Origin of the sequence: Paraburkholderia fynbosensis, from assembly GCF_902859935.1 — a bacterium.
Taxonomy (GTDB): domain Bacteria; phylum Pseudomonadota; class Gammaproteobacteria; order Burkholderiales; family Burkholderiaceae; genus Paraburkholderia; species Paraburkholderia fynbosensis.
Genome location: NZ_CADIKI010000003.1, coordinates 100,733 through 126,986, shown reverse-complemented (window position 1 = coordinate 126,986; position 26,254 = coordinate 100,733). Strand labels below are relative to the sequence as shown.

At 65.0% G+C, this 26,254-nt stretch carries 20 protein-coding genes, 1 tRNA gene and 2 pseudogenes; 16 read left to right on the top strand and 7 right to left on the bottom strand.

Going from position 1 to position 26,254, the window contains the following annotated elements:
• Positions 1 to 307: 307 nt before the first annotated feature.
• From HV770_RS06260 to HV770_RS06210, 11 genes and pseudogenes are all read left to right on the top strand, one after another.
• Positions 308 to 1,621 (top strand): replication-associated recombination protein A, encoded by a 1,314-nt coding sequence (locus HV770_RS06260; RefSeq protein ID WP_175158590.1) that lies wholly within the window; start codon positions 308 to 310, stop codon positions 1,619 to 1,621.
• 155 nt (positions 1,622 to 1,776) lie between these two features.
• Positions 1,777 to 3,072 carry a serine--tRNA ligase gene (gene serS / locus HV770_RS06255; RefSeq protein WP_175158589.1) on the top strand — a complete coding sequence of 432 codons (1,296 nt, stop codon included), beginning with the start codon at positions 1,777 to 1,779 and terminating at the stop codon, positions 3,070 to 3,072.
• Positions 3,073 to 3,239: 167 nt separating this feature from the next.
• Positions 3,240 to 3,329 (top strand) — tRNA-Ser (locus HV770_RS06250).
• A 150-nt stretch (positions 3,330 to 3,479) separates the two neighbouring features.
• A pseudogene (locus tag HV770_RS06245) lies at positions 3,480 to 3,971 on the top strand (NAD(P)-binding protein); the annotation flags it as partial.
• 57 nt (positions 3,972 to 4,028) lie between these two features.
• Positions 4,029 to 4,482, top strand: a pseudogene (locus tag HV770_RS06240) (class I SAM-dependent methyltransferase); the annotation flags it as partial.
• Between the two features lie 317 nt (positions 4,483 to 4,799).
• Positions 4,800 to 5,585, top strand: coding sequence for a type I methionyl aminopeptidase (gene map / locus HV770_RS06235; protein ID WP_175158588.1), 786 nt, complete (start codon positions 4,800 to 4,802; stop codon positions 5,583 to 5,585).
• Between the two features lie 188 nt (positions 5,586 to 5,773).
• The gene (locus HV770_RS06230; protein WP_175158587.1) at positions 5,774 to 6,307 is read left to right on the top strand and encodes a GNAT family N-acetyltransferase; all 534 of its coding nucleotides are present in this window, start codon (positions 5,774 to 5,776) and stop codon (positions 6,305 to 6,307) included.
• A 233-nt stretch (positions 6,308 to 6,540) separates the two neighbouring features.
• Positions 6,541 to 7,377: a septum site-determining protein MinC gene (minC, locus tag HV770_RS06225; RefSeq protein WP_175158586.1), complete on the top strand. Its 837-nt coding sequence runs from the start codon at positions 6,541 to 6,543 to the stop codon at positions 7,375 to 7,377.
• Between the two features lie 104 nt (positions 7,378 to 7,481).
• Positions 7,482 to 8,297 (top strand): septum site-determining protein MinD, encoded by an 816-nt coding sequence (minD, locus tag HV770_RS06220; RefSeq protein WP_007175863.1) that lies wholly within the window; start codon positions 7,482 to 7,484, stop codon positions 8,295 to 8,297.
• Positions 8,298 to 8,311: 14 nt separating this feature from the next.
• Positions 8,312 to 8,566 (top strand): cell division topological specificity factor MinE, encoded by a 255-nt coding sequence (gene minE, locus HV770_RS06215; protein ID WP_008922443.1) that lies wholly within the window; start codon positions 8,312 to 8,314, stop codon positions 8,564 to 8,566.
• A 382-nt stretch (positions 8,567 to 8,948) separates the two neighbouring features.
• A complete protein-coding gene (locus HV770_RS06210; protein WP_175158585.1) occupies positions 8,949 to 9,260 on the top strand; it encodes a YXWGXW repeat-containing protein in 312 nt (103 codons plus the stop codon).
• Positions 9,261 to 9,476: 216 nt separating this feature from the next.
• Here HV770_RS06210 and HV770_RS06205 read toward each other — a convergent pair whose 3' ends face one another.
• Entirely contained in the window at positions 9,477 to 10,898 is a 1,422-nt protein-coding gene (locus HV770_RS06205) for a chloride channel protein (RefSeq protein WP_175158584.1), read from the bottom strand.
• A gap of 210 nt (positions 10,899 to 11,108) precedes the next feature.
• Between HV770_RS06205 and waaC the strand changes: the two genes are divergently transcribed.
• Together waaC and HV770_RS39350 are read left to right on the top strand one after the other, a co-directional pair.
• Positions 11,109 to 12,113: a lipopolysaccharide heptosyltransferase I gene (gene waaC / locus HV770_RS06200; RefSeq protein WP_175158583.1), complete on the top strand. Its 1,005-nt coding sequence runs from the start codon at positions 11,109 to 11,111 to the stop codon at positions 12,111 to 12,113.
• Positions 12,114 to 12,748: 635 nt separating this feature from the next.
• Complete coding sequence (locus HV770_RS39350; protein WP_274597559.1) at positions 12,749 to 12,880, top strand: hypothetical protein; 132 nt, start codon at positions 12,749 to 12,751, stop codon at positions 12,878 to 12,880.
• Positions 12,881 to 12,899: 19 nt separating this feature from the next.
• Here HV770_RS39350 and HV770_RS06195 read toward each other — a convergent pair whose 3' ends face one another.
• The 5 genes from HV770_RS06195 to HV770_RS06175 form a co-directional block, all read right to left on the bottom strand.
• The gene (locus HV770_RS06195) at positions 12,900 to 13,079 is read right to left on the bottom strand and encodes a hypothetical protein (RefSeq protein ID WP_175158582.1); all 180 of its coding nucleotides are present in this window, start codon (positions 13,077 to 13,079) and stop codon (positions 12,900 to 12,902) included.
• Positions 13,080 to 13,302: 223 nt separating this feature from the next.
• Positions 13,303 to 14,610 carry an MFS transporter gene (locus tag HV770_RS06190; RefSeq protein ID WP_175158581.1) on the bottom strand — a complete coding sequence of 436 codons (1,308 nt, stop codon included), beginning with the start codon at positions 14,608 to 14,610 and terminating at the stop codon, positions 13,303 to 13,305.
• Positions 14,611 to 15,225: 615 nt separating this feature from the next.
• The gene (locus HV770_RS06185; RefSeq protein WP_175158580.1) at positions 15,226 to 15,765 is read right to left on the bottom strand and encodes an energy transducer TonB family protein; all 540 of its coding nucleotides are present in this window, start codon (positions 15,763 to 15,765) and stop codon (positions 15,226 to 15,228) included.
• 382 nt (positions 15,766 to 16,147) lie between these two features.
• Complete coding sequence (argH, locus tag HV770_RS06180; RefSeq protein WP_175158579.1) at positions 16,148 to 17,554, bottom strand: argininosuccinate lyase; 1,407 nt, start codon at positions 17,552 to 17,554, stop codon at positions 16,148 to 16,150.
• A gap of 146 nt (positions 17,555 to 17,700) precedes the next feature.
• Positions 17,701 to 18,513, bottom strand: a complete 813-nt coding sequence (locus tag HV770_RS06175) for a helix-turn-helix transcriptional regulator (protein WP_175158578.1) — start codon at positions 18,511 to 18,513, stop codon at positions 17,701 to 17,703.
• A 180-nt stretch (positions 18,514 to 18,693) separates the two neighbouring features.
• Between HV770_RS06175 and HV770_RS06170 the strand changes: the two genes are divergently transcribed.
• Entirely contained in the window at positions 18,694 to 19,446 is a 753-nt protein-coding gene (locus HV770_RS06170) for a class I SAM-dependent methyltransferase (protein WP_175158577.1), read from the top strand.
• 126 nt (positions 19,447 to 19,572) lie between these two features.
• On the opposite strand, the gene ppc is transcribed toward HV770_RS06170, so the two are convergent.
• Positions 19,573 to 22,779 (bottom strand): phosphoenolpyruvate carboxylase, encoded by a 3,207-nt coding sequence (gene ppc, locus HV770_RS06165; RefSeq protein ID WP_175158576.1) that lies wholly within the window; start codon positions 22,777 to 22,779, stop codon positions 19,573 to 19,575.
• A 449-nt stretch (positions 22,780 to 23,228) separates the two neighbouring features.
• Here ppc and hemC point away from each other — a divergent pair, with 449 nt between their 5' ends.
• Together hemC and hemDX are read left to right on the top strand one after the other, a co-directional pair.
• Positions 23,229 to 24,236, top strand: a complete 1,008-nt coding sequence (hemC, locus tag HV770_RS06160; protein WP_175158575.1) for a hydroxymethylbilane synthase — start codon at positions 23,229 to 23,231, stop codon at positions 24,234 to 24,236.
• Positions 24,236 to 26,254, top strand: coding sequence for a fused uroporphyrinogen-III synthase HemD/membrane protein HemX (gene hemDX, locus HV770_RS06155; protein WP_175158574.1), 2,019 nt, complete (start codon positions 24,236 to 24,238; stop codon positions 26,252 to 26,254). The genes hemC and hemDX overlap by 1 nt, the downstream gene beginning before the upstream one ends.

Below are 26,254 nucleotides of genomic sequence, written 5' to 3'. Positions count from 1 at the left end.
TGTTGCGGTGTTGCTTGCCATGCCGCTCGGCGGCGTGCGTGCCGGGTGGCTTGTCCTGTCCTGTTATGTTTGCATTTGTCTTTCACGCCGCGGTTGCCTGCGCGGCTGCGGTCTTCATGGCCGAACTTCCGGCGCGCGCTGCCGCCCGGGGCATGCCGCCGCGCCGCGCGATCCTCGTGTGCACGCCGTCACTGTCATAATGCAGGACGTTGCCCGCACCTTCACGTGCCGGCTTTGCGCTCGTCCGGCAGCACGCCGCCTTCCCACGGACCGCGTCCGGAAAAGCCGAGATTATCCCCAAAACGTCATGTTTGAAGAAACCCGTGCCAATGTTCCGCTCGCCGAACGCCTGCGGCCCCGCAATATCGACGAAGTGATCGGCCAGAAGCACCTGCTCGGCCCGAACAAGCCGTTGCGGGTCGCGTTCGAATCCGGCGAAGCCCATTCGATGATCCTCTGGGGCCCGCCGGGCGTCGGCAAGACCACGCTCGCGCGGCTCATGGCCGATGCGTTTCACGCCGAGTTCATCGCGTTGTCGGCGGTGCTCTCGGGCGTGAAGGATATCCGCGAAGCCGTCGAGACCGCGCAGATTCATCGCGCGAACGGCCATCAGACGCTGGTGTTCGTCGACGAGGTTCATCGCTTCAACAAGAGCCAGCAGGACGCGTTCTTGCCGCACGTCGAGTCAGGGCTGTTCGTGTTCGTCGGCGCGACGACCGAGAATCCGTCGTTCGAGGTGAACAGCGCGTTGCTCTCGCGGGCCGCGGTCTACGTGCTCAAGAGCCTCACCGACGAAGAACAGCGCGAACTGCTCGAGCGCGCGCAACAGGAACTCGGCGGCCTCACGTTTACCGACGAAGCACGCGACGCGCTGATCGGCTCCGCCGACGGCGATGGCCGCAAGCTGCTGAACAACCTCGAAATCGTCGCGCGCGCGGCCGCGCAGCAAAAGACCACGGAGATCGACAGCGCGTTGCTCGGCAGCGCGCTCGCGGAAAACCTGCGCCGCTTCGACAAAGGCGGCGACGCATTCTACGACCAGATCAGCGCGCTGCATAAATCGGTGCGCGGCAGCAGCCCCGACGGCGCGCTGTACTGGTTCTGCCGGATGCTCGACGGCGGCGCTGACCCGCGTTATCTGGCGCGCCGCATCGTGCGCATGGCGTGGGAGGACATCGGCCTCGCCGACCCGCGCGCCGCGCGCATCGCGCTCGACGCCGCCGAAACCTACGAGCGCCTCGGCACGCCGGAAGGCGAGCTGGCGTTGGCGCAGGCGATCATCTATCTCGCGGTCGCGCCGAAGTCGAACGCCGGGTACAACGCGTACAACGAAGCGCGTCGTTTCGTCGGCAAGGATCAGTCGCGCGGCGTCCCGGTGCATCTGCGCAACGCGCCGACCAAGCTGATGAAGGAGCTTGGGTACGGCCACGAGTATCGCTACGCGCACGACGAGCCCGATGCGTATGCGGCCGGCGAGACCTATCTGCCGGAGAATATGCGCGATCCGCACTGGTACGAGCCGACGCCGCGCGGGCTCGAAGGCAAGATCGGCGACAAGATGGCGCGTCTGGCCGAACTGGATGCGCAATGGCGCAGCGAGAACAAGCGGAAGAAGAGCTGAGCCTTGCCGTTTTCCGGCGCGGCCCGTTGCGCCATTGCGCTCGCGGCGGTGCCGGCCGAGGCGGCGATCCGCGCGCGTCGACCATCGAACGCACCGGCCGCGCGCGCCGGTGCGCTAAAATCCCACCTTCATACAACGAATACCCGTCCCATCCCATGCTCGACATTCAGCTGCTGCGCAAAGACCTCGAAGGCGTCGCCAAACGCCTCGCCGACCGCGGCTATACCTTCGACGCGGCAGCGTTCACCGCGCTCGAAGCGGAACGCCGCGACACCCAGACTCGTACCGAAGAAATGCAGGCGCGCCGCAACAGCCTGTCGAAGCAGATCGGCGCGATGAAAGGCAAGGGCGAGGACACCTCGGCGGTGATGGCCGAAGTCGGTGGCATCGGCGACGAGATGAAGGCGTCGGCCGCGAAGCTCGACGATATCCAGAAGCGTCTGTCGGACCTGCTGCTCGGCGTGCCGAACCTCGCGCACGAAAGCGTGCCGGTCGGCGACGACGAAGCCGGCAACGTCGAAGTGCGCCGCTGGGGCACGCCGCGCCAGTTCGATTTCGAGGTGAAGGATCACGTGGATGTCGGCACGCCGCTCGGGCTCGACTTCGAGACCGGCGCGAAGCTGTCGGGCGCGCGCTTCACGCTGCTGCGCGGACAGATTGCGCGGCTGCATCGCGCGCTCGCGCAGTTCATGATCGACACGCACACGCAACAGCACGGCTATACCGAGGTGTACACGCCGTACATCGTCAATCCGGAGATTCTTTACGGTACCGGCCAGCTGCCGAAATTCGCCGACGACATGTTCCGCGTCGAGAAGGGCGGCGACGAGAACACGGTCACGCAGTATCTGATCTCCACGTCGGAGATTTCGCTGACGAATACGGTGCGCGAGAGCATCGTCGAAGCGGACGCATTGCCGATCAAACTGACCGCGCATTCGCCGTGCTTCCGTTCGGAAGCGGGCTCGTATGGCCGCGACACACGCGGCCTGATCCGCCAGCATCAGTTCGACAAGGTCGAGATGGTGCAGATCGTCGCGCCGGAAGCGTCGTACGACGCGCTGGAGCAGATGGTCGGCCACGCCGAGGCGATTTTGCAGAAGCTGGAACTGCCGTATCGCGTGATCACATTGTGCACGGGCGACATGGGCTTCTCGGCCGCGAAGACTTATGACCTGGAAGTGTGGGTGCCGGCGCAGAACACCTATCGCGAGATTTCGAGCTGCTCGAACACCGAGTCGTTCCAGGCTCGGCGCATGCAGGCGCGTTATCGCAATGCCCAGGGCAAGCCTGAGCTGGTGCATACCTTGAACGGTTCGGGGCTGGCAGTGGGCCGCACGCTCGTGGCCGTGTTGGAGAACTTCCAGAATGCCGATGGCTCGGTGACGGTGCCGACGGCGCTGCGGCCTTACCTCGGCGGTGTGGAGCGGCTGGAAGTAACGGCGGGCTGATCTGCTTGCAATGACGCCGCGGCGTGCCATGTGGTTGGCCAGCCGCATGAAAATTTTTTGACGAGGGGCTTGGAAAACGGATTTAGCTGTTCTATAATCTTTCTCTCCCAAGCAACGACCCGCTTGGTTCTGACGAAACAGCTTCATCGCTGTGAGTTGGAAATCACGGAAAGGTGGCAGAGTGGTCGAATGCGCTGGACTCGAAATCCAGTGTACCTTTAGGGGTACCGTGAGTTCGAATCTCACCCTTTCCGCCAAATTTAAGAACCCCCGCTGAACGGAAGTTCAGCGGGGGTTTTGCTTTTGGAAGTTGGAGACGTTTGACTGTTTCGACCGTGCCCTGTGGCCTAACGCGACCTGCATCCGTTCCCGCTCCCGCTGCGTAAATCCCCTCAAGGACACGCGCCATGCCTCACCCCGCATTGACCTCCTCACTACCGCGCGGCTCGCGGGTCGCGGTCATAGGCGTCGACATCTCTGGCCTGGCCAGCGCGTACCTGCTGGCGCGCTACCACCGCGTCGCGCTATTCGAATCGGCCGCCTACGCGGGCGGCCATACCAACACTGTCGACGTCACGTTCGACGACCACATGGATCCCGTCGATACCAGGCTTCCTGGTGGTCAACGACCGCACCTACCCGAAGCTGATCGCGCTGTTCGGCGAGCTCGGCGTCCAGTCGCATCCGAGCGACATGAGCATCTCGGTCTCGCTCGACGAAGGCCGTCTCGAATGATCCGGCACGAGCTGAACACTGTCTTCGCGCAACGCCGTAACCTGTTTTCGCCGACCTTCATCGGCATGCTGCGCGACATCGTGCGCTTTAACAGCGGCGCCGAGCACAACCTCGAAATCGCGATGCAAACGCGCGTGTCGATGGGCGAACTGCTGGCGGCCGGGAGTACGTGAGGCGCATGACGAGCACGCTCGACGATGTCCGCCTCGGCACGGCAGTGCGAGACCTTCTGGCCGACGTACTTCGGCATGCTGCGAGTGTCTGCGTCACGGTGCGCGCGCGCTGATGCAAACCATCACGATCGACGACTCGCACTTCGCCGCTTATCGCGCGACGAGCGACGAGCGACGAGCGACGAGCGACTTTATCCGTGATCCGTGAGCTCATTTCCGCGGGGGGACATGTTGCCGAGTCCACGGCGTTTCGCCGACGCGGCATGGCGTGCCATGCTGCTGGCGTGCAGCGTCGCTCGCATTCGGCCACGGTTACGCGGAGACCTTGCGCCGCTGGCGCGGCGCGTTCGAAGCGCAACTCGATGCGATCCGCGCGCAATGCTTCGACGAGATTTTCGTGCGCACGTGGCGGCTGTATTTGGCGTATTGCGAAGCGGGCTTCGACGAAGGGCGCACCGACGTGCTGCCGTTAGTACTAGCAGTACTCGCCAAAGCCGACTGACCTGCGCGCTTTCGGCGGTTCTCGTGCCGGTACTGTGGGCGAGCAGCGCGTGTGCTGAGTGGCGAACTGACATACGACGTGCAAGACTCGTCGCATGAAGCGCGGACGGGCGGCGCGCTGGATTTCACCAGCCATCCACCGCCGCCACACAATCGCCCGGCTAGCCAGTTCGGGCCATTTTGCCGGCTCGGGCGGCGATCCTCTGTACAATTGGCCGGATCGATCGCGGCGTGAGCCTGCTTTCGCCGTGCCGCTTGCGGCGGCCCGGCGTCTTGCGCCGAACCTCGAACCCCATCCGACTCACATCGATTGAATTCATGGCCATTACTTACAAGACTCCCGACGACATCGCCAAACTGCGCATTTCCGGCCGCCTCGCGGCCGACGTGCTGGCGATGATCGGCGAGCACGTCAAGGCCGGCGTCTCCACCGACGAACTCGACGCGCTGTGCAACGACTACATCGTCAACATGCAAAAGTCGATTCCGGCCAATGTCGGCTATCTGGGGTTCCCCAAGACCGTCTGCACGTCGGTCAACCAGGTGGTGTGCCACGGCATCCCGAATCGCGGCGAGATTCTGAAGGACGGCGACATCATCAACATCGACGTCGCGATCATCAAGGACGGCTACTTCGGCGACACCAGCCGCATGTATTGCGTGGGCCAGCCGAGCACGGTGGCGCGCCAGTTGATCGACACGACCTACGAGGCGATGCTCGCCGGCATCCGCGAAGTGAAGCCGGGCGCGACGCTCGGCGACGTCGGCCACGCAATCCAGAAAGTCGCGCAGCGCGACGGCTTCTCGATCGTGCGCGACTACTGCGGGCATGGTATCGGCAAGGTCTATCACGAAGACCCGCAGGTGTTGCATTACGGCCAGCCGGGGCAGGGCGTGCGCCTGAAGCCGGGCATGGTCTTCACGATCGAGCCCATGATCAACGCGGGCCGCGCCGGCACCAGCGTGCAACGCGATGGCTGGACGGTGGTCACGAAAGACCGCTCGCTGTCCGCGCAATGGGAGCACATGATTGCCGTCACGGACGACGGTTATGAACTGCTGACGCCGTGGCCGGATGGCACCGGTAGCTACGAAGCGCCGTGAGCACGCAGCGCGCGCAACATCGGGCTGCTTGCAGCTAGCAGCCCACGCCGCCGGCATGCCGTGCCGCGGCTTTGTGCGTGCCGCGTGCGAATACGTCGAGCGATGGCGCGGTCCGGTCAATAATGAATTGACTCGCGCGCCGGTTCGGTTAAAGCTACGCCTTAGGGTTTCAAGAGGTTTCCGTCTGCATGAGTCCGTCATTGACCGTTCGCCGTATCGCCGCTGATCAGGGCGCCGTTTTTCGCGAACTCCGTACTGCGTCGCTACGGGAGGCGCCCTATGCCTTCGGCGCGACGCTCGAAGACGCGTTGTCGGCCGATGCAGCCAGTTTCGACACCACCGCCGCGGAACGCGCGGTTTCGTTCTCCGTCGCGACTTTCATCCTCTACACCGAAGGCCATCCGGCCGGCCTGATCGAAGCGCATTTCGACGACACCGCCGAGCGCCGCGCGTTCGTCTGCGAGCTGTGGGTGGCGCCGGCCGTGCGTCATCTGCGCGGCGGCGAGCTGCTGGTCGACACGGCCGGCCACTGGCTCGCGGGCGAAGGCGCGACGGAAATCTACGCATGGGTCGCCGACGCCAACCGCAACGCCATGCGCTTTTATGAAGCGCTCGGCTTCGGTCCGACCGGTGAACACCGGCGTGTCGAACGTGCGCCGGAGCAAGTCGAAAGTCTGCTGGTGCGCCACGTGCCGAGCACGTCACAGGCGCTCCAGCAGTGATCTCGCGAGCGGCGCAACAGTCTGCCGCTCGAATCCCCTCCGCGTCAGTCCAGCAATCGTGGCCGGCTCGCCGGTCCTGCGAGCGGCCCGATCGTTGGCCATGGCGCGGCCTGAATGCCCTGTGCGTGGTTGCGTCGATCGAGGTGGCTCGTCGAGGTCGTGCATTCACCGGCAAAAAAGCTGGCCGCGCACGTGGACGCCTGTAAAATACGCAAAATTTTTTGCCGAACGCTATGTCGCCCAAGAAATCGCCTTTTTTCGAACTCCGCAGCGGCTCGGTCGATACGCTCCTGTTCGTGGTCAAGACTACCGACCTCGATGCCATGCGTGCCGAGCTGACCCGGCGCTTCGAGGCGACCCCCGAGTTTTTCGCTAACGACGTCGTTGCGATCGACGTGCGGCGTCTCGCCGACAACGAAAGCGTGCGGCTCGCCGACATCGCGCAACTGCTCGACAGCGTGCGCATGCGTCCGGTCGGCGTGGTCGCCAACGCGCAGCAGACGTGGGCGGCGGAATCGGCGCTGCCGTTGCTCGAAGCGCGCGATCGTCGCGGCGCGGTGTCGAAGCCTGGCGACGAAGGCAGCACCGACGCGGCGAGCGGCACGAGCGGCGCTGCGCCGACGGCAGACGCGCCGGCCCAGGCGAGCCTGCTTCCGCCCGACGTCCCCGAATCCGGCTCCCCCGCTGCGCTCGAGCCGGCTGTCGCCGCCGAACCCGTGCGCCTCGCCACGTCGTCGCAAACGATGGTGGTCGAGAAGCCGTTGCGCTCCGGCCAGCGCATCTACGCAAAGGGCGATCTGGTCGTGCTCGGTCTCGTGAGCTACGGCGCGGAAGTGATTGCGGAAGGCAACATCCATATTTACGCGCCGCTGCGTGGCCGCGCATTGGCCGGCGTGCAGGGCAATCACGACGCGCGCATTTTCTGCACGTGTCTCGAACCGGAACTCATCTCGATCGCGGGCATCTATCGAACGACCGAGAACCCGCTGCCGTCCGATGTACTCGGCAAGCCGGTGCAGATCTGGCTCGAAGAAGAAAAACTGATGATCGAACCGCTGCGGCTCACGTAAGCGACGGGAAACGGGTGCGGCGCTGAACGAATCCGGCGCGCGGCGTTTCACGGCAAATATGGCCGCACATAATTGATGAATTTGACGAACACAAGGTAAGGGTAATGGCAAAAATCATTGTGGTGACTTCGGGCAAGGGTGGCGTGGGCAAGACGACCACGAGCGCGAGCTTTGCATCGGCCCTCGCACTGCGTGGCAGCAAAACCGCCGTGATCGACTTCGACGTCGGCCTGCGCAACCTCGATCTCATCATGGGCTGTGAGCGTCGTGTGGTGTACGACCTGATCAACGTGATCCAGGGCGAAGCCAACCTGAACCAGGCGCTGATCAAGGACAAGAAGTGCGAGAACCTGTTCATCCTGCCGGCCTCGCAGACGCGCGATAAGGACGCGCTGACAATGGAAGGCGTCGAGAAGGTCATCAACGACCTGATCGCGATGGACTTCGAATACATCGTCTGCGATTCGCCGGCCGGTATCGAATCGGGCGCGCTGCTCGCGATGCACTTCGCCGACGAAGCGCTGATCGTGACCAATCCCGAGGTGTCGTCGGTACGCGACTCGGACCGCATCCTCGGCATCCTGTCGTCGAAGACCAAGCGCGCGATCGAAGGCAAGGAGCCGATCAAGGAGCACCTGCTGATCACCCGCTACAACCCGAAGCGCGTCAGCGAAGGCGAAATGCTGTCGCTCACCGACATCCAGGAAATCCTGCGCATCGATCTGATCGGCGTGATTCCGGAATCGGAAGCGGTGCTGCACGCGTCGAACCAGGGTCTGCCCGCCGTGCATCTGGACGGCACCGATGTGGCCGAAGCCTATAAGGACGTCGTGTCGCGTTTCCTCGGCGAGCAGAAGTCGCTTCGCTTTACCGATTACCAGAAGCCCGGGCTGCTGCAGCGCCTCTTCGGCACCAAGTAAGGGGAGCGCACGTAATGTCGATTCTTTCGTTTTTGCTGGGCGAGAAAAAGAAGTCCGCGTCGGTAGCGAAGGAACGCCTGCAGTTGATCATCGCGCACGAGCGCGCCGGCGGCCACGCGCCCGCCGATTATCTGCCTGCGTTGCAACGTGAACTGGTAGCCGTGATTTCGAAGTACGTGAAGATTTCCGACGACGATATTCGCGTGAGTCTCGAGCGTCAGGACGATCTCGAAGTGCTCGAGGTCAAGATCGAAATACCGCAGGCCTGATCGGCCGGAAGCGGTTCTGTTCCGCGGCTGGTTTCAGCCGATGTGCGCCGCGCGGTGCTGCGTTGAGATGACGTGACGCCGTGCGGTATTCGCTGCGTGATTGTCGTGTGCGCGGCTGCCCGTCGTTTCCTTGCCGTTTCAATTCCCTCCCTCGTTTTCTGCGGGCTATCGCGAGCCGCGCTGCGTGGCTGCGTCGCTGTGCCGAGCCGCGTCCCCACGCGTCGCGCAAGCCCGTCATGACGCTTTCCCATGCGCAGTCCTTGCGTCGAAATAAACCGTTGCACTTCAGCGTGCGCCGTTACACGCCCACCGTCAGCCGGTCGCAGCCCTCGCGCATTAAACGGATAACGCCGTACCCGGTGTTCAATCACAGAGGGAAATCATGAACAGAACCTTTCGCTTGCTGCTTGCCCATACCGTGTTGATCGCGGCCGGTGCCGCCGCTGTGGCGTCCGCGTCGGCCGCGGAAGTCGTCGTGATCGCACCGTCCGCGCCGCCGCCTGTGCGCTACGAAGCCGTGCCCGCGGCGCGAGCCGGCTACGTGTGGGACCACGGTCACTGGCGCTGGGATCATGGCCGCTACGTCTGGGTTGCGGGACACTGGCAGGCCGAGCGCGTCGGCTATCACTGGGTGCCGGGCCACTGGGTCTCGCACGGTCCGCACTACCGCTGGGTCCAGGGCCACTGGGCGTAACGCGAGAACGTTTGGCAAGGCGCGGCGCGTTCGATATCGCTCGCGCCGCCTTCACCAGTTCGACAACACGGGCGCCGCGTAGCGCGCGCCCGTGGCTTCAGGAAAACACGTGATGAAAAAGAATCTGCTTCTGCTTGCCGCGCTGGCGGTGATGCTGGCCGGCTGTGTCATCGTGCCGGCCCGGCCGTTGTACGTGCACGCGCCGCGCATCGTCGTTTATTGACGCGGCGTGTCGGCGCTGTCTTCGGCAGGCGGCTCGCCGTCGACCGGCTCCGTTGCCGGCTCGGGCACGTCGAGCACCTCGGGTACTTCGGGCGTGGGTGCGGGCACCGGCTGCGGCAGCGGCGCCATATAACGCTCCGCCAGCGACTCGTATAGCGGCGGCGCGAACAGGCGCGACACGCGGCTCGCGATCAACGCCGTGGCCATCAGCGAAATGACCAGCGCGTGGCCGTCGATCATCTCCATCACGATCACGAACGACGTAATCGGCGACTGCGTGACGGCGGCGAGATAGCCGACCATCGCGAGCGCGATCAGCATCGGCAACTGCATCGAATCGAACACCATGTGCAGCAGATTGCCGAAGCCCGCGCCGATCGACAGCGACGGCGCGAAGATGCCGCCCGGAATGCCGGGCAGGTAAGAGCCGATCATCGCGATCATCTTCAGGAACGGATAGAAGACCGACAGGCGCTCATGGCCGTCGAGCAATCCGCGCGCTTCCGCATAACCGCTGCCGAAGGTCGTGCCGCCCGAAATCAGCCCGACCACCGCGATCGTGAAACCGCACAACGCGGCGAACACGACCGGCCGTTCGCGGTGCAATTGACGCAATGGTGTAGGAATCCAGCGCGCCGTGTTCAGCAGCAGCCAACCGAACACACCGCCGGCGATGCCGGTGACGACCGCGGTCAGCAGCACCGCGAGCGCGAGTAGGTCGGGGAAGTGCACGCCAATCTGGATGGTGCCGAAATACGTGTAGTTGCCGTTCAACCCAAGCGCGACCACGCCGGCGATGATGATCGCGGTGATCAGCACGCCGCTCGCGCGCGCCTCGAAGCTGCGCGTCAGTTCCTCGATCGCGAACACGACGCCGGCGAGCGGCGTATTGAACGCGGCGGACAAGCCCGCGGCCGCGCCGGCCAGCACCAGTTGCCGCTCGATCAGCGCATTCGAGCGTGGATAGAGCCGCCGTAGATTGAACATGAGCGCCGCGCCGACCTGCACGGTCGGTCCTTCGCGGCCGATCGTGAAGCCGCCCAGAATTCCCAGAAACGACACGGCGATCTTGCCGAACAGAATCCGGAACGACAACAGCCGCTCGCCGTATGGACCGGGTTTCGAATGCAGCGTGGCAATCACTTGCGGAATGCCGCTGCCCTCGGCGCCGCGAAAGAAGGTGCGCGTGAGCCAGACGGCGAGCGCCGCGACCGCGGGCGTGACGATGAGCGGGGCCCACGCGTACCCTTTCTGCAAGGTGCGGAATTCGGCGTAGCCCCAATCGATCAGGCGGGCATACAGCACCGCAATCAGGCCGACGGCGATTGCGCCGAGCCAGAAAATGCCGTACTGCCGCCAAAGGCGTCTCGCGCGACGCAGGACGACGGAAGGTTGGAGAGAGAAGAGCTTGGGCATGACGGGCCGGCGCAAAAGCGTCAAGTATAGAGCGCGGCGCGCGTGCAAACGCGTATGAAACTTTTTTTGAATGCCGCAGAATCGCCGCGTTCCAGACGCGCGACGGAATGCGCGGTATTGCGAATGCGGCGTGCGGGCCGAGGCGATTTGGCAAGAAATTTCAATCGTCGGCTAAAATGATGCGATTTTTGAACAACTAACAGGTCTTCAATGAAGCGAGTCCTCATCGTCAAGGTCACCTCACTCGGCGATATCGTACAGGCGCTGCCGGTCGTCGCCGATATCAAGCGCGCGTTTCCGGGCGTTCAGGTCGATTGGGCGGCAGACGAGGCTTTCGCCGAACTCGTGCACTGGAGCGAAAGCGTGGACCGCGTGCTGTGCGCGCCGTTGCGCCGCTTCAAGAAAGCGCGCAACTGGAGCGACCTCAAGGCCATCTGGGCGTCCATCGCCGAGTTGCGCGCGCATCGCTACGATTTCATCATCGACATTCACGGTGTCTACAAGAGCGCGATCATCGCGTTCCTCGCGCGCTCGTCGCGGCGCATTGGCTATCAGTCCCAGGATCTGGGCGAGCGGGGCGCTGCCTTCGCGTACACCGGGCGATTCGGCCCGCGTCCGCAAGGCAATGCCTGGCATGGCATGCGCATCAGCGCAGGCGAGGCGCTCGGCTACGAGGTTGACGGCCCGGCTGTCTACAATCTGCGCCTGCCTGAACCGGCCAGCCCGCCGTTCGCCGCCGACAGCGCGCCGGTCGCGGCGTTTTTCCACGCCACCTCCAAAGACGACAAGAAGTGGCCGCTGAGCCATTGGGTCGCGGTCGGCCTCGAACTCGCGGGACGCGGTTTTCGCGTGGTCTTGCCGTGGGGTTCGGACGCCGAGCGCGCCGAGGCGGAGAGGATCGCCGCGCAGGTGCCGGGCGCGAATGTGCTGCCGAAAATGAGCGTGACCGAAATCGCGCAGATGATCGACGCGTGCGCGCTGGTGGTCGGCACCGACACGGGCTTCGTCCATCTTGCTCACGCATTGCAGAAGCGCACTGTGATGATCTTCGTGGCGACGTCGCCGTCGCATTGCGGCGTCGAATCGCCGAATCGCTCCATCTCGATCGGTGACGGCCAGTCGGTGCCGCCGGTCAGCGCCGCACTCGACGCGATCGACTACGTGCACGGCGAGGCCTATGAGCGCCCCAGCGAGCCGCATGAAGCCATAGCATGAGCGTGGCGCGGCGGCGTCCTGCTGATGCGCAATCGTTTGCTCAAAAAGAAAAGAGGCGTGACGCGCATCCGCCCAGTCAAACGGGCGCCGCTACGTAACGCCTCCGAAAACGCCCGCGTCGGGGAACAGCGGGCGGAGAGGAAATCGTTGCAAAAAATCTGAGCCTGCATTGGCTGCCTGATGCAGCGGTCAGGTTACACGTTCCGATCTCAATGTCGGTCAGCGTGAGATTGGCGGCGCTCCTCGCACATTACACGCCTGTTAAATCTGTCGCTTTTCGTTGAGTGCCTCATTGCTTATGCCGGCTGGGTTCGCATGTCCGGCGGCTTTGACTTCGGCCTCGCGTGCGCCGCAGCAGCGCAAACCCCGTCACACCCGCAGCGCCTTGAACAGCCTACGCCACGCCAGCGGGGGGGCGCACTTTCTTGAACACGTTCAACGCAGTATACGCGCTGTTTTCAGGCGACCTGAAGCGATCCTCCGGTGCTTCGGAGCGGGCGAGTTTCGCCACCGATCATGTAACGCGTTCGTGATGTTCCCTTACAAATCGCAACGTTCCAGCAGGTCGAGGTCGTGTCCAATCGGGTCATTCGGGGATTTGGCTCGAATGAATTTCGACTCGATGGAGAACAAATATGAAACGCCTGATCTTGACCCTCGCCGCCGGCACGCTCCTCGCAACGGCACTCGGCGGCTGCATCGTTGCCCCCGCGCCGGGCTACTACGGCGGCGGCTACCACCATCACGGCGGCTATTACTACCGGTAAGCCACCTCGGATACGCCGCTCAAGCCATCAGGATTTCGAACGCGACTACCGCGGCAATGGCGGCCGCGTTCGCAGCCACCGCTTCGACGACGATACCCTTCCATGTCGCCGGACGAAAACGCAACGCGAGCAGCAGCGCACCGAGCAGCGCGAGCGCGATGATCATCACAATGTCCGAGTTGTGGAGATGAATGTTCATCCGAGCCTCCCTGCTTGCCTTAGGGTTATTCAATTCGAGTATAGGCAAGTCAAAAAGGCGCGCAAGGCAGGGAATTTACCCAAAGAATGCTCGGTAAGCAGAACGAAAGCCGAGCTTGGGCGGAAGGGGCAACGGATGCCGCCACGGCGCGTCCATCACGCGCCTGGCGGCGTTGCATTCGAGGCGTCGGCAGGGGATCGGCGCGCCGATACCGGCTACGGCATTACATCAGGCGCGCGTCGCGCGTTTCGCGCATGCATAGCACGCCGATCAGGCTGACCGCCGCAGCCACCGACACATACATGCCGACCCAAGGCAGTCCGCCGTGCGCGGACAGCAGCTGGGCGATATACGGCGCGACCGAGGCGCCGAGAATCCCGCCCAGGTTATAGGCGACGCCCGCGCCGGTATAGCGCACGTTGGTTGGGAACAGCTCCGGCAGCAGCGCGCCCATCGGCGCAAAGGTCACGCCCATCAGGAACAGCTGGATGACGAGAAACAGCAGCACCAGCGGCGTTTCTCCGCTGCCGAGCAACGGCGCCATCGTGAAGCCGGAGAGAATCGCCGCGATGATGCCGACGATCAGCACCGGCTTGCGCCCGAAGCGGTCGCTCGCACGCGCCGACAGCGGCGTGGCGAGCGCCATGAAGACGACCGCGATGCACAGCAGGCCGAGGAAGGTCTGCCGCGGAATATGCAGCACCGACACGCCATACGAGAGCGAGAACGTGGTCGCGTTGTAGAACAGCGTGTAGCAGACCACCATCGCGAGTGCGCCGAGCACGGTCGGCACCCAGTGTTGGGACAGCAGCGTGGCGATCGGCACCTTGACGCGTTCCTTGCGCTCGATGGCGGCCTGGAAGGCCGGCGTCTCGGCGATTTTCAGGCGCACGTACAGGCCGAGCACGACCAGCACCGAGCTGACGATGAACGGCACGCGCCAGCCCCAGCTGCGGAACTGCTCGTCGCTCAACGACGTCGCCAGTGCGAAGAACAGGCCATTGGACGCGAGAAAGCCGATCGACGGCCCGAGCTGCGGGAACATGCCGAACCACCCGCGCTTGCCGGCCGGCGCGTTTTCGGTGGCGAGCAGCGCCGCGCCGCCCCATTCGCCGCCGAGGCCGATGCCCTGGCCGAAGCGCAGCACGCACAGCAGGATCGGCGCGAGGCTGCCGATCGAGTCGTAGCCCGGCACGAAGCCGATCAGCGTGGTCGATAGGCCCATCACCAGCAGCGACGCGACCAGGGTCGATTTACGGCCGATGCGGTCGCCGAAGTGACCGAACAGGAACGAGCCGATCGGCCGCGCGATGAACGCGATGCCGAACGTGACGAAGGCCGACAAGGCCTGGGCGGTCGTCGAGCTATGCGGGAAGAACACCGGTCCGATGACGAGCGCCGCAGCGGTCGCATAGACGTAGAAATCGTAGAACTCGATCGCGGTACCGATGAAGCTCGCGAAGATAATCCGCGCGCTGCTGTTCTGCCCGCTTGCGTTGGGCTGGGCCGAGGAAATCGGCGATGTGGACATGCAGGGTCTCCAGGTGTCGTAGGGCCGCCGGGGCGCCGTGCGTCGAAATACGTCGAAGCTCGACGGCGCGTGCCGGGCGGCATCTTTTTGGGGGTTCGCCAGCGCCGCGCCGTTCGCTGGCTCAGTGAAGCCACGTGCGGCGCGGGCGATGAAGCGACAGCTTACAACGGCAGCCCGCGCGGGTCGCGCCCAACAGTGGCCCTACCAGGGGAATAACCAGGTGGGTTGCGTGACGCGTGCGGACGACGAGGCGGCCGGTGCGGCGCGACGCGTTGACTGCCCGGTATGAGCCGCCAGGCGTCAAACCTGAGCATCAGGCGTCGCGTGCATCGCGCATCGAGCATCGAGCAGACGGCGCGCGCGGATGGCGCGGCGGCGCTGCAATCGGGCGTCGCGCCGCGCCGGCGGGTAGGCGGGCGGCGTGAGCCATGCCGGAAGGCTCCGGCGCAGGGAATCGGAAAATTATAGCGAGCGCGGGCGTCGAGCAGCAATGGCGGCGTAAGGATCGCCGTGTGCGGTTGAATTGTGGCGAGGCGGTGGCCAGGCCGCGACGCAGTCGTTACGACGCCGGTCTGACGTGCACAGTCGCGCCGCACGCCGCAAGGCCACTCGCCTTCAATCGATCGTCTGCGCTTGCGGCGATGCAAGCTCGCGCAACTGGAACTTGCCGTCGTCGTTGAACAGCCAGTCTTCGAACAGTTCGAGCTGACCGCGCCCATTCAGCAGCTTGTCGGGCGGTTGCGGCAGCGGTGCGGCGCGCCGCAGCGTGGCGAGCGCGGTGCTCTCGGTTTCGTCGTCGCCATTGGTGCGATACACCGACGACTCCACGATGTGCCCGTTGCGATCCACCGTGAACGACACCACCACCAGCGAGCGCAGCATCGCCTGCGGCGTGCCGCGCAGCACGTAAGAAGGATTGCGGTCCGTGATGCGCCGCGCGACCGCCTCGCGATACTGATCGAGCGTCGCGCTGTTGATTGCGGCCACCGGTGTTTTGACGGCGGCCTCGTGCGGCGGCAGCGTGATCGTGCAGCCGGCCACGGCGGCGGTGAGCGCCGTGGCGAGCAGCGCCTGCCGCGTGCGCGATGGCGCCGCGCCCACGCAGGCTGCGCGGCGTCCGGTCAGGCGGAGAGGGTGACGCGAGCGGGTGAACATCGTCGGCGAGAAGCATGGAGAGGACCTGATTTGATGGTAGTCAAAACCCGCCGGGATGCAATTGGCGTTCGCCCGCAACGGGCCTCGACGTACCGCCGCGCTCTCGTGTAATAGCCGGAAATATGAGGCGGGTTGGTCGGCGGACGGAACACGCCTACACTTCGATGGCCTCCTTCGGGAGGCATCGGTGGAAGTCTTTTTTAGCCCGCTTCGTGCGGGCTTTATTTTTTTGCGCGGCGACGCGTTCGCACAGACTGCTGCGGGCCGACCGGCCCGACAAATAAAAAAGGCGAACCCGCTGACGGATCCGCCTTTCCTCAAGCATGCGCGATGCAAGCGGTAAGCGGCGCTCGCTGACCTGCTGCGCCGCCTGCCACTTTCGTTACTTCAACGCCGCACGCGCTGCCTTCACCGCCGCGAGCACCTGCTCCGGCGCAGTGCCGCCCGGATGATTGCGGCTCGCGACCGAGCCTTCGAGCGTCAGGTACGAGAACACGTCCTCGCCGATCAGATGTGCGACGTTCGGCAGCTCGGCGCGCATTTCTTCGAGCGTCAGGTCCGCGAGATCGCAGCCGCGATCCGCGCAGATACGCACGGCCAGCGCGACCGCTTCATGCGCGTCACGGAACGGCAGGCCGCGCTTGACCAGGTAGTCGGCAAGGTCGGTCGCCGTGGAGAAGCCTTGCAACGCGGCGTCGCGCATCGCCTGCGGCTTCACCGAAATACCGGCGACCATTTCAGCGAAGATCCGCAGCGTATCGGCCACCGTATCGACGGTGTCGAACAGCGGTTCCTTGTCTTCCTGATTGTCCTTGTTGTACGCGAGCGGCTGGCCTTTCATCAGCGTGAGCAGCGCCATCAGATGGCCGTTCACGCGGCCGGTCTTGCCGCGCGCGAGCTCGGGCACGTCCGGGTTTTTCTTCTGCGGCATGATCGACGAACCGGTGCAGAAACGGTCGGCGAGATCGATGAAGCCGACGCGCGGGCTCATCCACAGCACGAGTTCTTCCGAGAAGCGCGACACGTGCGTCATGACGAGCGCCGACGCCGCCGTGAATTCGATTGCGAAGTCGCGGTCGGAGACCGCGTCCAGCGAGTTCGCGCAGATGCCGTCGAAGCCGAGCGTTTTCGCCACCGCGTGACGGTCGATCGGATAGCTGGTGCCGGCGAGCGCCGCCGCGCCGAGCGGCAGGCGGTTCACGCGCTTGCGGCAATCGAGCATGCGTTCGGCGTCGCGCGAAAACATTTCGACGTAGGCGAGCAGGTGATGGCCGAACGTGACCGGCTGAGCGACCTGCAGATGCGTGAAGCCCGGCATGATGGTCGACGCATTCTTTTCCGCCATGTCGAGCAGCGCGCTGCGCAGCTCGGTCAGCAAGCCGCCGATCCGGTCGATCTCGCCGCGCAGCCACAGGCGGATGTCGGTCGCGACCTGATCGTTGCGCGAGCGGCCGGTGTGCAGGCGCTTGCCCGCATCGCCGATCAACGCGGTCAGGCGCGCTTCGATGTTCAGGTGCACATCTTCCAGATCGAGTTGCCACTCGAACTCGCCGCGTTCGATTTCACCCTTGATCTGCGCCATGCCGCGTTGGATCGCGGCGAGGTCGTCGGCGGCGATGATCTTCTGCGCGGCCAGCATCGAGGCGTGCGCGAGCGACCCTTCGATGTCGACGAGTGCCAGACGCTTGTCGAAGAAAACCGACGACGTGTAACGTTTGACGAGCTCCGACATCGGCTCCGAGAAGCGAGCCGACCAGGCTTCGCCTTTTTTGTGCAGTTGGGACGTCATGGTGTTGGGCAGTTAAGCGGCAGTTGAGCGAGCGGTGAACAGGCTGTCGGCGCGTCATGCACGCCACGTACGGTGCAAAGGTGGCGCCGACGCGAGGAAAGACAGGGATTTTAACACTGGCCGTGGGCGTTCAAGACGCCTCGCCGCTATTCACGCACCAGCACCACCAGCTTCAGATCCTCCCGGTGCGCGGGTTTGAAGGTGATCTGATCGTAGACGATGCGCCCATCGCGCGGATGGTTGAACTCGCGCTGCCCACCCTCGCGCCCGCCCACATCCTGCGACGCCCAGAGACGCGTAAACGCGTCGCTCGCGGCGCTCAGCGAGTCGATCAGCGCGCGCGTGGGTGGGTCGCTCAGATGGCGGATCGAGTCGGCGCGGAATTCGGCGGCGAGCCGCCGCGCGCGCGTTTCCCAATCGACGATCAAGGCGCGCGCGGCCGGCTCGGTGAAGGTATAGCGCAGCAGATTGCGGTCGTGCGCGCCGTCCAGCCAGCCGACGAACAGATCGGCGGCGCGCTCGTTCCAGGCAAGCGCGTTCCACTGCCGGTCGAGCACATAGGCCGGCGCGTTCACGAGTTGCACCGTTTCCAGCAGCGTGGCGGGCGCGTCGGCGGCGGCCGGGTCGGGCTCGGCGGGGTCGCGCTGCGCGGCCAGCTCGAACAGATAAGCCCGCTCCGCGCGCGACAGTTGGAGCGCGACCGCGATACGCGCGAGCGCGTCGGCGGAGGCCGAAACCGGGCGGCCCTGTTCAATCCACGTGTACCAGGTCGGACTCACGCCGCACAACTGCGCGACCTCTTCGCGCCGCAAGCCGGGCGTGCGGCGGCGCGGCCCGGGCGGCAGGCCGACCGCTTGCGGCGAGAGCCGTTCGCGATGCGCGCGGATGAAGTCGCCGAGCGCGCGGGCCGGGGTGGCGTCGAGCGGCGGCGGGTGGTCGGCGGAAGACGGCGTGGTCATGCTGATCGGGTGGCGAGTAGGGCGTGGATTCGGGGTAGTAATAGATATACCAGAATACTTGCTCAACTTGTACTGGTACACGGCGGGCCCTATTGTAGCGACTGGAACGGCAAACCGCCTCCCAGTGTGCTTGTGGCGCGGTTTGCAATCCGCTTTTCAACTCATAACCGGAGCCTCCCCATGAAGCATCACGATCAGGTCGCCGACGCCTTCGGCTCGACCGCCGCCGCGTATTTGACGAGTCAAACCCATGCAACCGGCGCCGATCTGCGGATGCTGGCCGAGTCGATTGCCGCGACGCCGGGCGCGACGGTGCTCGACATGGGCTGTGGCGCAGGGCACGCGAGTTTCGCGGTCGCGCCCCATGCGAAGGATGTGGTCGCCTACGATATCGCGCCGCAAATGCTCGCGACGGTCGACGGCGCGGCGAAGGAGCGCGGCCTCGCCAACATCCGCACGCAGCAGGGCGCGGCCGAAACGCTGCCGTTCGACGACCATTCGTTCGACTGGGTCATCAGCCGCATGAGCGCGCACCACTGGCACGATGTGCCGGCGGCCCTCGCCGAAGTGCGGCGCGTGCTGAAGCGGGGCGGCAAGGTGCTGTTCGTCGATATCGCCGGGATCGATCATCCGTTGCTCGACACGCATATCCAGGCGATCGAGTTGCTGCGCGACGGCTCGCATATCCGCGATTACCGCGCCGACGAATGGGTTGCGTTGTTCGACGCGGCGGGGTTCAAGGCGGCGATTCGCGAGCGTTGGCGCATCGATATCGAGTTCGCTTCCTGGGTCGCGCGCATGCGCACGCCGCAGCCGCGTGTGGTGGCGATCCACTCGCTGTGGGACGGTGCGCCTGATGAAGTGCGGCAGTATTTCGACGTGCAGACGGATCACTCTTTCAAGCTCGACGCATTGATGATCGCCGCGCAGTAAGCGCCGCCGCAAACGAAAAAATGAAAACGGCGGGATGCCGACAAACCGACATCCCGCCGCAGCGAACCACCTTGACCCTACGTGGCGCCCAATCAGCGCACGCCGCTTACACGGTAGTGCGCGGCCTCAACCCGTATTGCGCAACCCCGCTGCAATCCCGTTGATGCTCAAATGAATCCCGCGCCGCACGCGCGCATTGGTATCGCCCCCGCGATGCCGCTTGAGCAGCTCCACTTGCAAGTGATTCAACGGATCGAGATACGGGAAGCGGTTCTTGATCGACCGCGCGAGCAGCGGATTTTCCGCGAGCCGCTCGCTCTTGCCTGTGATCTCCGACAATACCTTCGACGTGCGCTCCCACTCCGCGACGATCCGCTCGAACACGTGCTTGCGCAGCTTCTTGTCCGACACGAGCGCCGCATAGCGCGACGCAACCGCGAGGTCGGTCTTGGCGAGCACCATGTCCATGTTCGACAGCAGGTTCGAAAAGAACGGCCACGTCTTATGCATTTTCTTCAGGAGCCCGAGACGGCGTGCGCGTTCAGCGTCGCTCGGCGCGCTGTCAAGATGCGCGGCCACCGCGCTGCCGAAACCGTACCAGCCGGTCAGCAGCAAACGGCATTGCCCCCAGGAGAAGCCCCAGGGAATCGCCCGCAGGTCTTCGATCTTGCGTTGCTTCGGGTCCTGCAACTTGCGCGAAGCCGGCCGGCTGCCGATGTTCAGCTCGGCGATTTCCGCAATCGGCGTCGACTCGAAGAAATACTCCTTGAAGCCGGGCGTTTCGTAGACCAGCGCGCGATACGAAGCCATCGCCGCGTCGGACAACTGCTGCATCGTTTCCTCGAACGCGGGCAGTTGCTCAGGCGCATTGCCGTGCGGCAGCAGTGACGCTTCGAGCGTCGCGGCCACCACCGTTTCCAGATTGCGCCGGCCGATGTCCGGGTTGCCGAACTTGCTCGCGATCACTTCGCCTTGCTCGGTCAAGCGGATCTGGCCATCGACGGTGCCCGGCGGCTGCGACAGAATCGCCTGGTAGGTCGGGCCGCCGCCACGGCCGACGGTGCCCCCGCGTCCATGGAACAGACGCAGCGTGACGCCGCGTTCGTTGAACAGCGACACCAGCGCGAGTTCCGCGCGATACAGCTCCCAGTTGGACGTGAGGAAGCCGCCGTCCTTGTTGCTGTCCGAGTAGCCGAGCATCACTTCCTGCTCGTTGCCCTGATGTTCGATCAGCGCATCGACGCCCGGCAGCGCGATCAGATCGCGCATGATGTGCGGCGCATTGCGCAAGTCGGGGATCGTTTCGAACAGCGGGATCACCATCAGGCCTGCGTGAGCCGGATCGTTCGCGTCGCCCAGACGCCCGCGCAGCAGACCGGTTTCCTTTTGCAGCAGCATCACTTCGACCAGATCGCTGACGGTCTCCGTGTGCGAAATGATGTAGTTGCGCACCGCGCGCGCACCAAACTTCTCACGTGTGACGCGCGCTTCTTCGAGCACGCCGAGTTCGCTCTTCACGAGGTCCGAGTACTCGGCGTACGGCAGACGCAGCGGGCGCGGCTGCGCGAGTTCGGCGAGCAGCACCTTGAGCTTGTCTTCTTCGGAGAGCGCCGCGTAGTCGTTCTCGACGCCCGCGCGCTTGAGCAGTTCCGCGATCACCGCTTCGTGGATGTCCGAGCTTTGCCGCAAGTCGATGCTCGCGAGATGGAAGCCGAACACTTCGGCGGCGCGCGCGAGCGGCGACAAACGCGGAGCGGCGAGCGGCGCGCCATGATGCTCGGCGAGCGAATCGATCAGCACGTGCAGGTCGCGTACGAATTCAGACGAGTCGTCATAGGGTTTCGCGCGAATGGGCGCCGCGCCGCGGCCCGCGCTGCGCACCGGCACGCTGCCTTCGCCCAGACGCACGCGCGCACTCGCCGCAAGCCGCGTGTACATGCCGATCAGCGCGCGCCGGTACGGCTCGTCGGTGCGATGCGGCGACTGGTCGGGCGAGGTCGCCGCGAGTTCCTTGAGTGCGTCGCTCGCGCCCGCCAGCAGGTTCGATACTGACAGCTCCGCGCCGAGCTTATGAACCTGCTCCATGTAGTGCTCGAAGATCACCGCGGCCTGGCGCGTGATCGCGTTTTCCAGAGTCTCGGCGGTGACGTTCGGATTGCCGTCGCGGTCGCCGCCGATCCAGCTGCCCATCTGGAAGAACGGCGGCAGTCGCGCTTCGAGACCGTGCTCCTTGAGCGACTCTTCGATGTCGGCGTAGAGCGCCGGGATTTCTTCGAGGAAGGTCGCGCGGTAATACGACAGCGCGTTTTCGATTTCATCGGCGACAGTCAGACGCGAGTCGCGCAGCATCCGCGTTTGCCAGAGCGACGTGACGCGCGCGCGCAGCATCGCTTCGTTGTGCGCGCGTTCACGGCTCGTCAACTGCTGGTCGCGCTCGGCGAGCAGACGCGCGACGTCGTGCTGCGCGTCGAGAATGCTCTTGCGTTGGACTTCGGTCGGGTGCGCGGTCAGCACAGGCACGATCAGCGCGTCGTTGAAGAACTGCTGCAGCACGGGCGTGGCGGCCGCGCCCGCTTCGACCAGGCGTTCGAGCGCATGGGCGATCGTGCCCGGCTGCGAGGTCGAACCGGCCAGCGCGTGAATCCGGTGACGGCGGTTGCGGTGACGGTCTTCGGCGATGTTCGCGAGATGCGAGAAGTAGCTGAACGCACGCACCACGCTGACGGTTTGCTCCGGGCTCAGCGAGCGCAGCTTCTTCTCGAGCGTCTGCGCGGCGGCGCTGTCGTCCTCGCGACGAAAACGCACGGCGGTCTGACGGATCGTTTCGACGATGTCGAACACCTCGTCACCTTCCTGCTCGCGCAGCACGTCGCCCAACAGGCGGCCCAGATAGCGAATATCCTGGAACAGCGGATGGTCCTTGTTCTCACGCGTGCGGCCATTGCTTTTTGGCGCGGCTATGAGCGTGTCGGCCGACACGGCTTGCAATGCCGGCGCGCTCGCGGGTTCCGCGACGGCGCTGGTCGCCACCGCTTTGACTTTCGCGGACGCCGCGGCCTTGGCCGGCTTGCCCGCTTTGTCTGCTTTATTCGCCTTGTCGGTCTTCAGCGCTTTGTTCGCCTTAACCGGTGTGGAGGTCTTCGCGGCCTTGGGGGCTTTGGCGGCCAACGCGGTTTTGCCGGCGCGTTGGCCGGCTGTCGACGCAGCCTGGGCTGCGCTGCCGGTCTCAGCAGCGGTGGCGGCGGAATTCGTGGGCGCAGCGGCGTCGGCCGCGCGTGCATTGGGCGATGCAGTGTTGCGGCGGGCAGGGCGCGCCGATCCGGAAGACGTCACGATGGGTTTCCTCAGGGAAGCCAGGGTCTGTTAAGTGATGAACTGCTACTGCGGAACTGCACTTGGAACTGCAACGTGAACTGCACGAAACGGTCTGGACCGATGGCACTACGCCGGAGAGGGGGACGCGCGTTCGCACGAACTGCACGAACCACGCGAGGCGCACTCGCTGAGTACACCCCACGCTACGCGCCACGCGCGAAGACATATGCGCATGCAGGCGGCGCGGGTTGCGCCGCATTGCATCATCCCGCATGCCGGGGCACGGTGCGCGAACGACCGTGCGTGAACATAAGCGGGATGGGGCAGGCGCGCGCGGCGCGAAGCCCGTCTCCTCCATCGATACCGTGCCGGCACGGCGCTCCGCCGTGTCTTGAGAGGCAAGGAAGACACCAGGGCGCGTGCTAACATTGATTGTTGTTACATCCCTTCATTCGATCAGCAAGCTAATGAACACCGAGACGTTTTCCACGCCACCCCACACGCTTGTGATTGCGTCGAGAGAAAGCCGCCTCGCCATGTGGCAAGCGGAGCATGTGCAATGTGCGCTGCACAAATTATATCCATCTTGCGACGTAAAAATCCTCGGAATGACGACACGCGGCGATCAAATTCTCGATCGCACCTTGTCGAAAGTCGGTGGTAAGGGTTTGTTCGTCAAGGAACTCGAAGCCGCATTGGCCGATGGCCGCGCCGATCTCGCGGTGCACTCGCTCAAAGACGTGCCGATGGAGTTGCCCGAGGGCTTTGCGCTGTCCACCATCATGGAGCGCGAAGACCCGCGCGACGCGCTGGTGTCCAACGAATACGATTCGCTGGCCGCGCTGCCCGCTGGTGCCGTGGTCGGCACCTCCAGCCTGCGGCGCGAGGCGATGCTGCGCATGCGTTATCCGCATCTCGAGGTGCGGCCATTGCGCGGCAATCTGGATACGCGTCTGTCGAAACTCGATCGCGGCGATTACGCGGCGATCATTCTTGCTGCGGCCGGTTTGAAGCGCCTCGGTCTCGGCGATCGCATCCGTGCGCTGCTCGATCCTGAGGACAGCTTGCCCGCAGCGGGGCAGGGCGCGCTCGGCATCGAGATTCGTGCCGATCGCGCGGACCTTGCCGCGTGGCTCGCGCCGTTGCATCACCAACACACGGCGGCGGCCGTCGAAGCGGAGCGCATGGTGTCGCGTGCGCTCGGCGGCAGTTGCGAAGTGCCGCTCGCCGCGTACGCGAGCTGGCACGACGGCGCGCTGCATCTGCGCGGCATCGTCGCTACGCCGGATGGGCAGCGCGTGTTGAGTGCGCAGGCGTCGGCGCCCGCGCCTACCGTTGAACGTGCGCTTGCGCTCGGCCAGGAAGTGGCGAGCGAGCTTGAACAGCAAGGCGCGATGGACATCGTGCGCGCGCTCAGCACCGCCAGCGGGCCCGCCGCCGCATCACGCGACGACAGCGCGGCGACCGGCGCGTGATGGCAGCCGACATCCCAGGCAACGCGACTTCCTCCGCCGATAAGGCGGCGTTCACGGTTGTGATTACGCGACCGGCCGGTCAGTCGAGCGAGTTGATCAAACAGCTCGACGCGGCGGGCGTCGCCTCGCTCGAATTCCCGCTGATCGACATCGCACCTGTGGCGGACGACGCCCCCTTGCGCGCGGCGCTCGCCTCGCTCGAACGGTATGCGCTGGTCGTGTTCGTGTCGCCGAACGCCGTCGATCACGCGTTCGCGCGCCGCGACGGCATCTGGCCGCATGCGTTGCCGGTCGGCGTGGTCGGGCCGGGCAGCGTGCAGGCACTGGCACGCCACGGCGTCGCGGCCCCGGCGCATCAGGTGATCAGCCCCGCTTCCGCCACCGACGACGAATCGACGAGCTTCGACTCCGAAGGTCTCTATGCCGCGATCGAGACATCGCTCGGCGCAACGAGTCTCGAAGGCAAGCGCGTCTTGATCGTGCGCGGCGACGGTGGCCGCGAATGGCTCGCCGACCGTCTGCGCGAAGCGGGGGCCGAAGTCGAAGCGGTCGCCGCCTACCGGCGCATCGTGCCGGAACCGTCGATCGGCGGCTGGGCGCGCGTGCACGCGTTGCTCGCGGGCGCGCCGCATGCGTGGCTGCTGACCAGTTCGGAAGGCGTGCGCAACCTGCACGAACTCGCGCAGGAGCACCTGACCGCCGACGAAATCGTGCAACTCAAACACGCGTCGCTCGTCACGCCGCATCCCCGTATCTCGCAAACCGCGCGGGCATTGGGTTTTGATAGGATGACGGTGTCCGGTGCGGGCGACGAGCGCATTGTCCGCGCGTTGCTTGCCGCCGTTCCGCCCGTAGTTCAACCGGTACCGTCCAACCCGGCTCAATCACCGGCTAAATCACGCATGACTGAAACGAACGAATCCAAGAACGCTTCTCCCCAGCCGGCCGCGAGCACCCCGTTGCCGCCGAATCAACCCTTCACGCCATACGAAGCGCAAAAGCGCCGCAACGCGAGCATGCCGCTCTTGTGGTTCGTGGTGGTGATCATCGCTTGCGCGGTGGGCGTGGCGGGCTTTGCGCTGAACCGCAAGCTGGAGCGCACCGAGCAGCAGCTCGCGCAGCGCCAGCAAGCCAACGACACGCAGGCCAACGAACTGCGCATCAAGATCGAGCAGGCGCTCGCCGCTGTGCATCAGGCGGATTCGCAGGTCGCGCAGGTGACCGGCAAGCTCGCCGATACGCAAGCCGCGCAGCAGGCGCTGCAACAGCAGTACACGGACCTCGCGCGCAATCGCGACGACTGGACGCTCGCCGAAGTCGCGCAGATGCTGTCGGCCGCGAGCCAGCAGTTGCAGCTCACCGGCAACACGCAGCTCGCGCTGTTCGCGCTGCAAAGCGCGGACACGCGCCTCGCCGCATCGGACAGCACGCAGGCGCTGGCCGTGCGCAAGGCCATCGCGCTGGACATCGACAAGCTGAAGGCCGCGCCTTCCACCGACCTCACCGGTCTCGCGATCAAGCTCGACAACGCGATCGACCACATCGACGACCTGCCGCTCTCCGGCGAAGCGCCGATCCCGCACGCGACGCCGCGCGCGGCCACATGGGCCGACACCGCAAAGGTGGCCGCGGCCACCGGCAAGCCGCGCTGGGAAGTGTGGTTGAAGGAAGTGACCGCCGGCATCGGCGATCAGTTGACGAGCCTCGTGCACGTGCGCCGCATCGATAACGCCGACGCGATGCTGAGCGCGCCCGATCAAGGCTACTTCGTGCGGCAGAACGTGAAGCTGCGTTTGCTGTCCGCGCGACTCGCACTGCTCTCGCGCAACCAGACCACGCTGAAGTCGGACCTGCTGGCGGCGCAAAACGCGCTCACGCGCTACTTCGACAACTCGTCGAAACAGACGCAGACCGTGCTCGATCTGGTCAAGCAGGTGGATGCCGGTTCGGGTGCGGTCGCGCTGCCGAATCTGGACACGAGCCTGCAGGCCGTCAATCAATACCGGAGCCGAGGTTAA

What these genes read in the sequence shown, in the direction of transcription:
- HV770_RS06210 (WP_175158585.1), top strand. Translation starts at nt 8,949, where the DNA reads ATGAACAGAACCTTTCGCTTGCTGCTTGCCCATACCGTGTTGATCGCG.
- serS (WP_175158589.1), top strand. Translation starts at nt 1,777, where the DNA reads ATGCTCGACATTCAGCTGCTGCGCAAAGACCTCGAAGGCGTCGCCAAA.
- map (WP_175158588.1), top strand. Translation starts at nt 4,800, where the DNA reads ATGGCCATTACTTACAAGACTCCCGACGACATCGCCAAACTGCGCATT.
- HV770_RS39350 (WP_274597559.1), top strand. Translation starts at nt 12,749, where the DNA reads ATGAAACGCCTGATCTTGACCCTCGCCGCCGGCACGCTCCTCGCAACG.
- minE (WP_008922443.1), top strand. Translation starts at nt 8,312, where the DNA reads ATGTCGATTCTTTCGTTTTTGCTGGGCGAGAAAAAGAAGTCCGCGTCG.
- hemC (WP_175158575.1), top strand. Translation starts at nt 23,229, where the DNA reads ATGAACACCGAGACGTTTTCCACGCCACCCCACACGCTTGTGATTGCG.
- HV770_RS06175 (WP_175158578.1), bottom strand. Translation starts at nt 18,513, where the DNA reads ATGACCACGCCGTCTTCCGCCGACCACCCGCCGCCGCTCGACGCCACC.
- HV770_RS06230 (WP_175158587.1), top strand. Translation starts at nt 5,774, where the DNA reads ATGAGTCCGTCATTGACCGTTCGCCGTATCGCCGCTGATCAGGGCGCC.
- HV770_RS06205 (WP_175158584.1), bottom strand. Translation starts at nt 10,898, where the DNA reads ATGCCCAAGCTCTTCTCTCTCCAACCTTCCGTCGTCCTGCGTCGCGCG.
- hemDX (WP_175158574.1), top strand. Translation starts at nt 24,236, where the DNA reads ATGGCAGCCGACATCCCAGGCAACGCGACTTCCTCCGCCGATAAGGCG.
- HV770_RS06195 (WP_175158582.1), bottom strand. Translation starts at nt 13,079, where the DNA reads ATGAACATTCATCTCCACAACTCGGACATTGTGATGATCATCGCGCTC.
- HV770_RS06260 (WP_175158590.1), top strand. Translation starts at nt 308, where the DNA reads ATGTTTGAAGAAACCCGTGCCAATGTTCCGCTCGCCGAACGCCTGCGG.
- HV770_RS06170 (WP_175158577.1), top strand. Translation starts at nt 18,694, where the DNA reads ATGAAGCATCACGATCAGGTCGCCGACGCCTTCGGCTCGACCGCCGCC.
- waaC (WP_175158583.1), top strand. Translation starts at nt 11,109, where the DNA reads ATGAAGCGAGTCCTCATCGTCAAGGTCACCTCACTCGGCGATATCGTA.
- argH (WP_175158579.1), bottom strand. Translation starts at nt 17,554, where the DNA reads ATGACGTCCCAACTGCACAAAAAAGGCGAAGCCTGGTCGGCTCGCTTC.
- minD (WP_007175863.1), top strand. Translation starts at nt 7,482, where the DNA reads ATGGCAAAAATCATTGTGGTGACTTCGGGCAAGGGTGGCGTGGGCAAG.
- minC (WP_175158586.1), top strand. Translation starts at nt 6,541, where the DNA reads ATGTCGCCCAAGAAATCGCCTTTTTTCGAACTCCGCAGCGGCTCGGTC.
- HV770_RS06185 (WP_175158580.1), bottom strand. Translation starts at nt 15,765, where the DNA reads ATGTTCACCCGCTCGCGTCACCCTCTCCGCCTGACCGGACGCCGCGCA.
- HV770_RS06190 (WP_175158581.1), bottom strand. Translation starts at nt 14,610, where the DNA reads ATGTCCACATCGCCGATTTCCTCGGCCCAGCCCAACGCAAGCGGGCAG.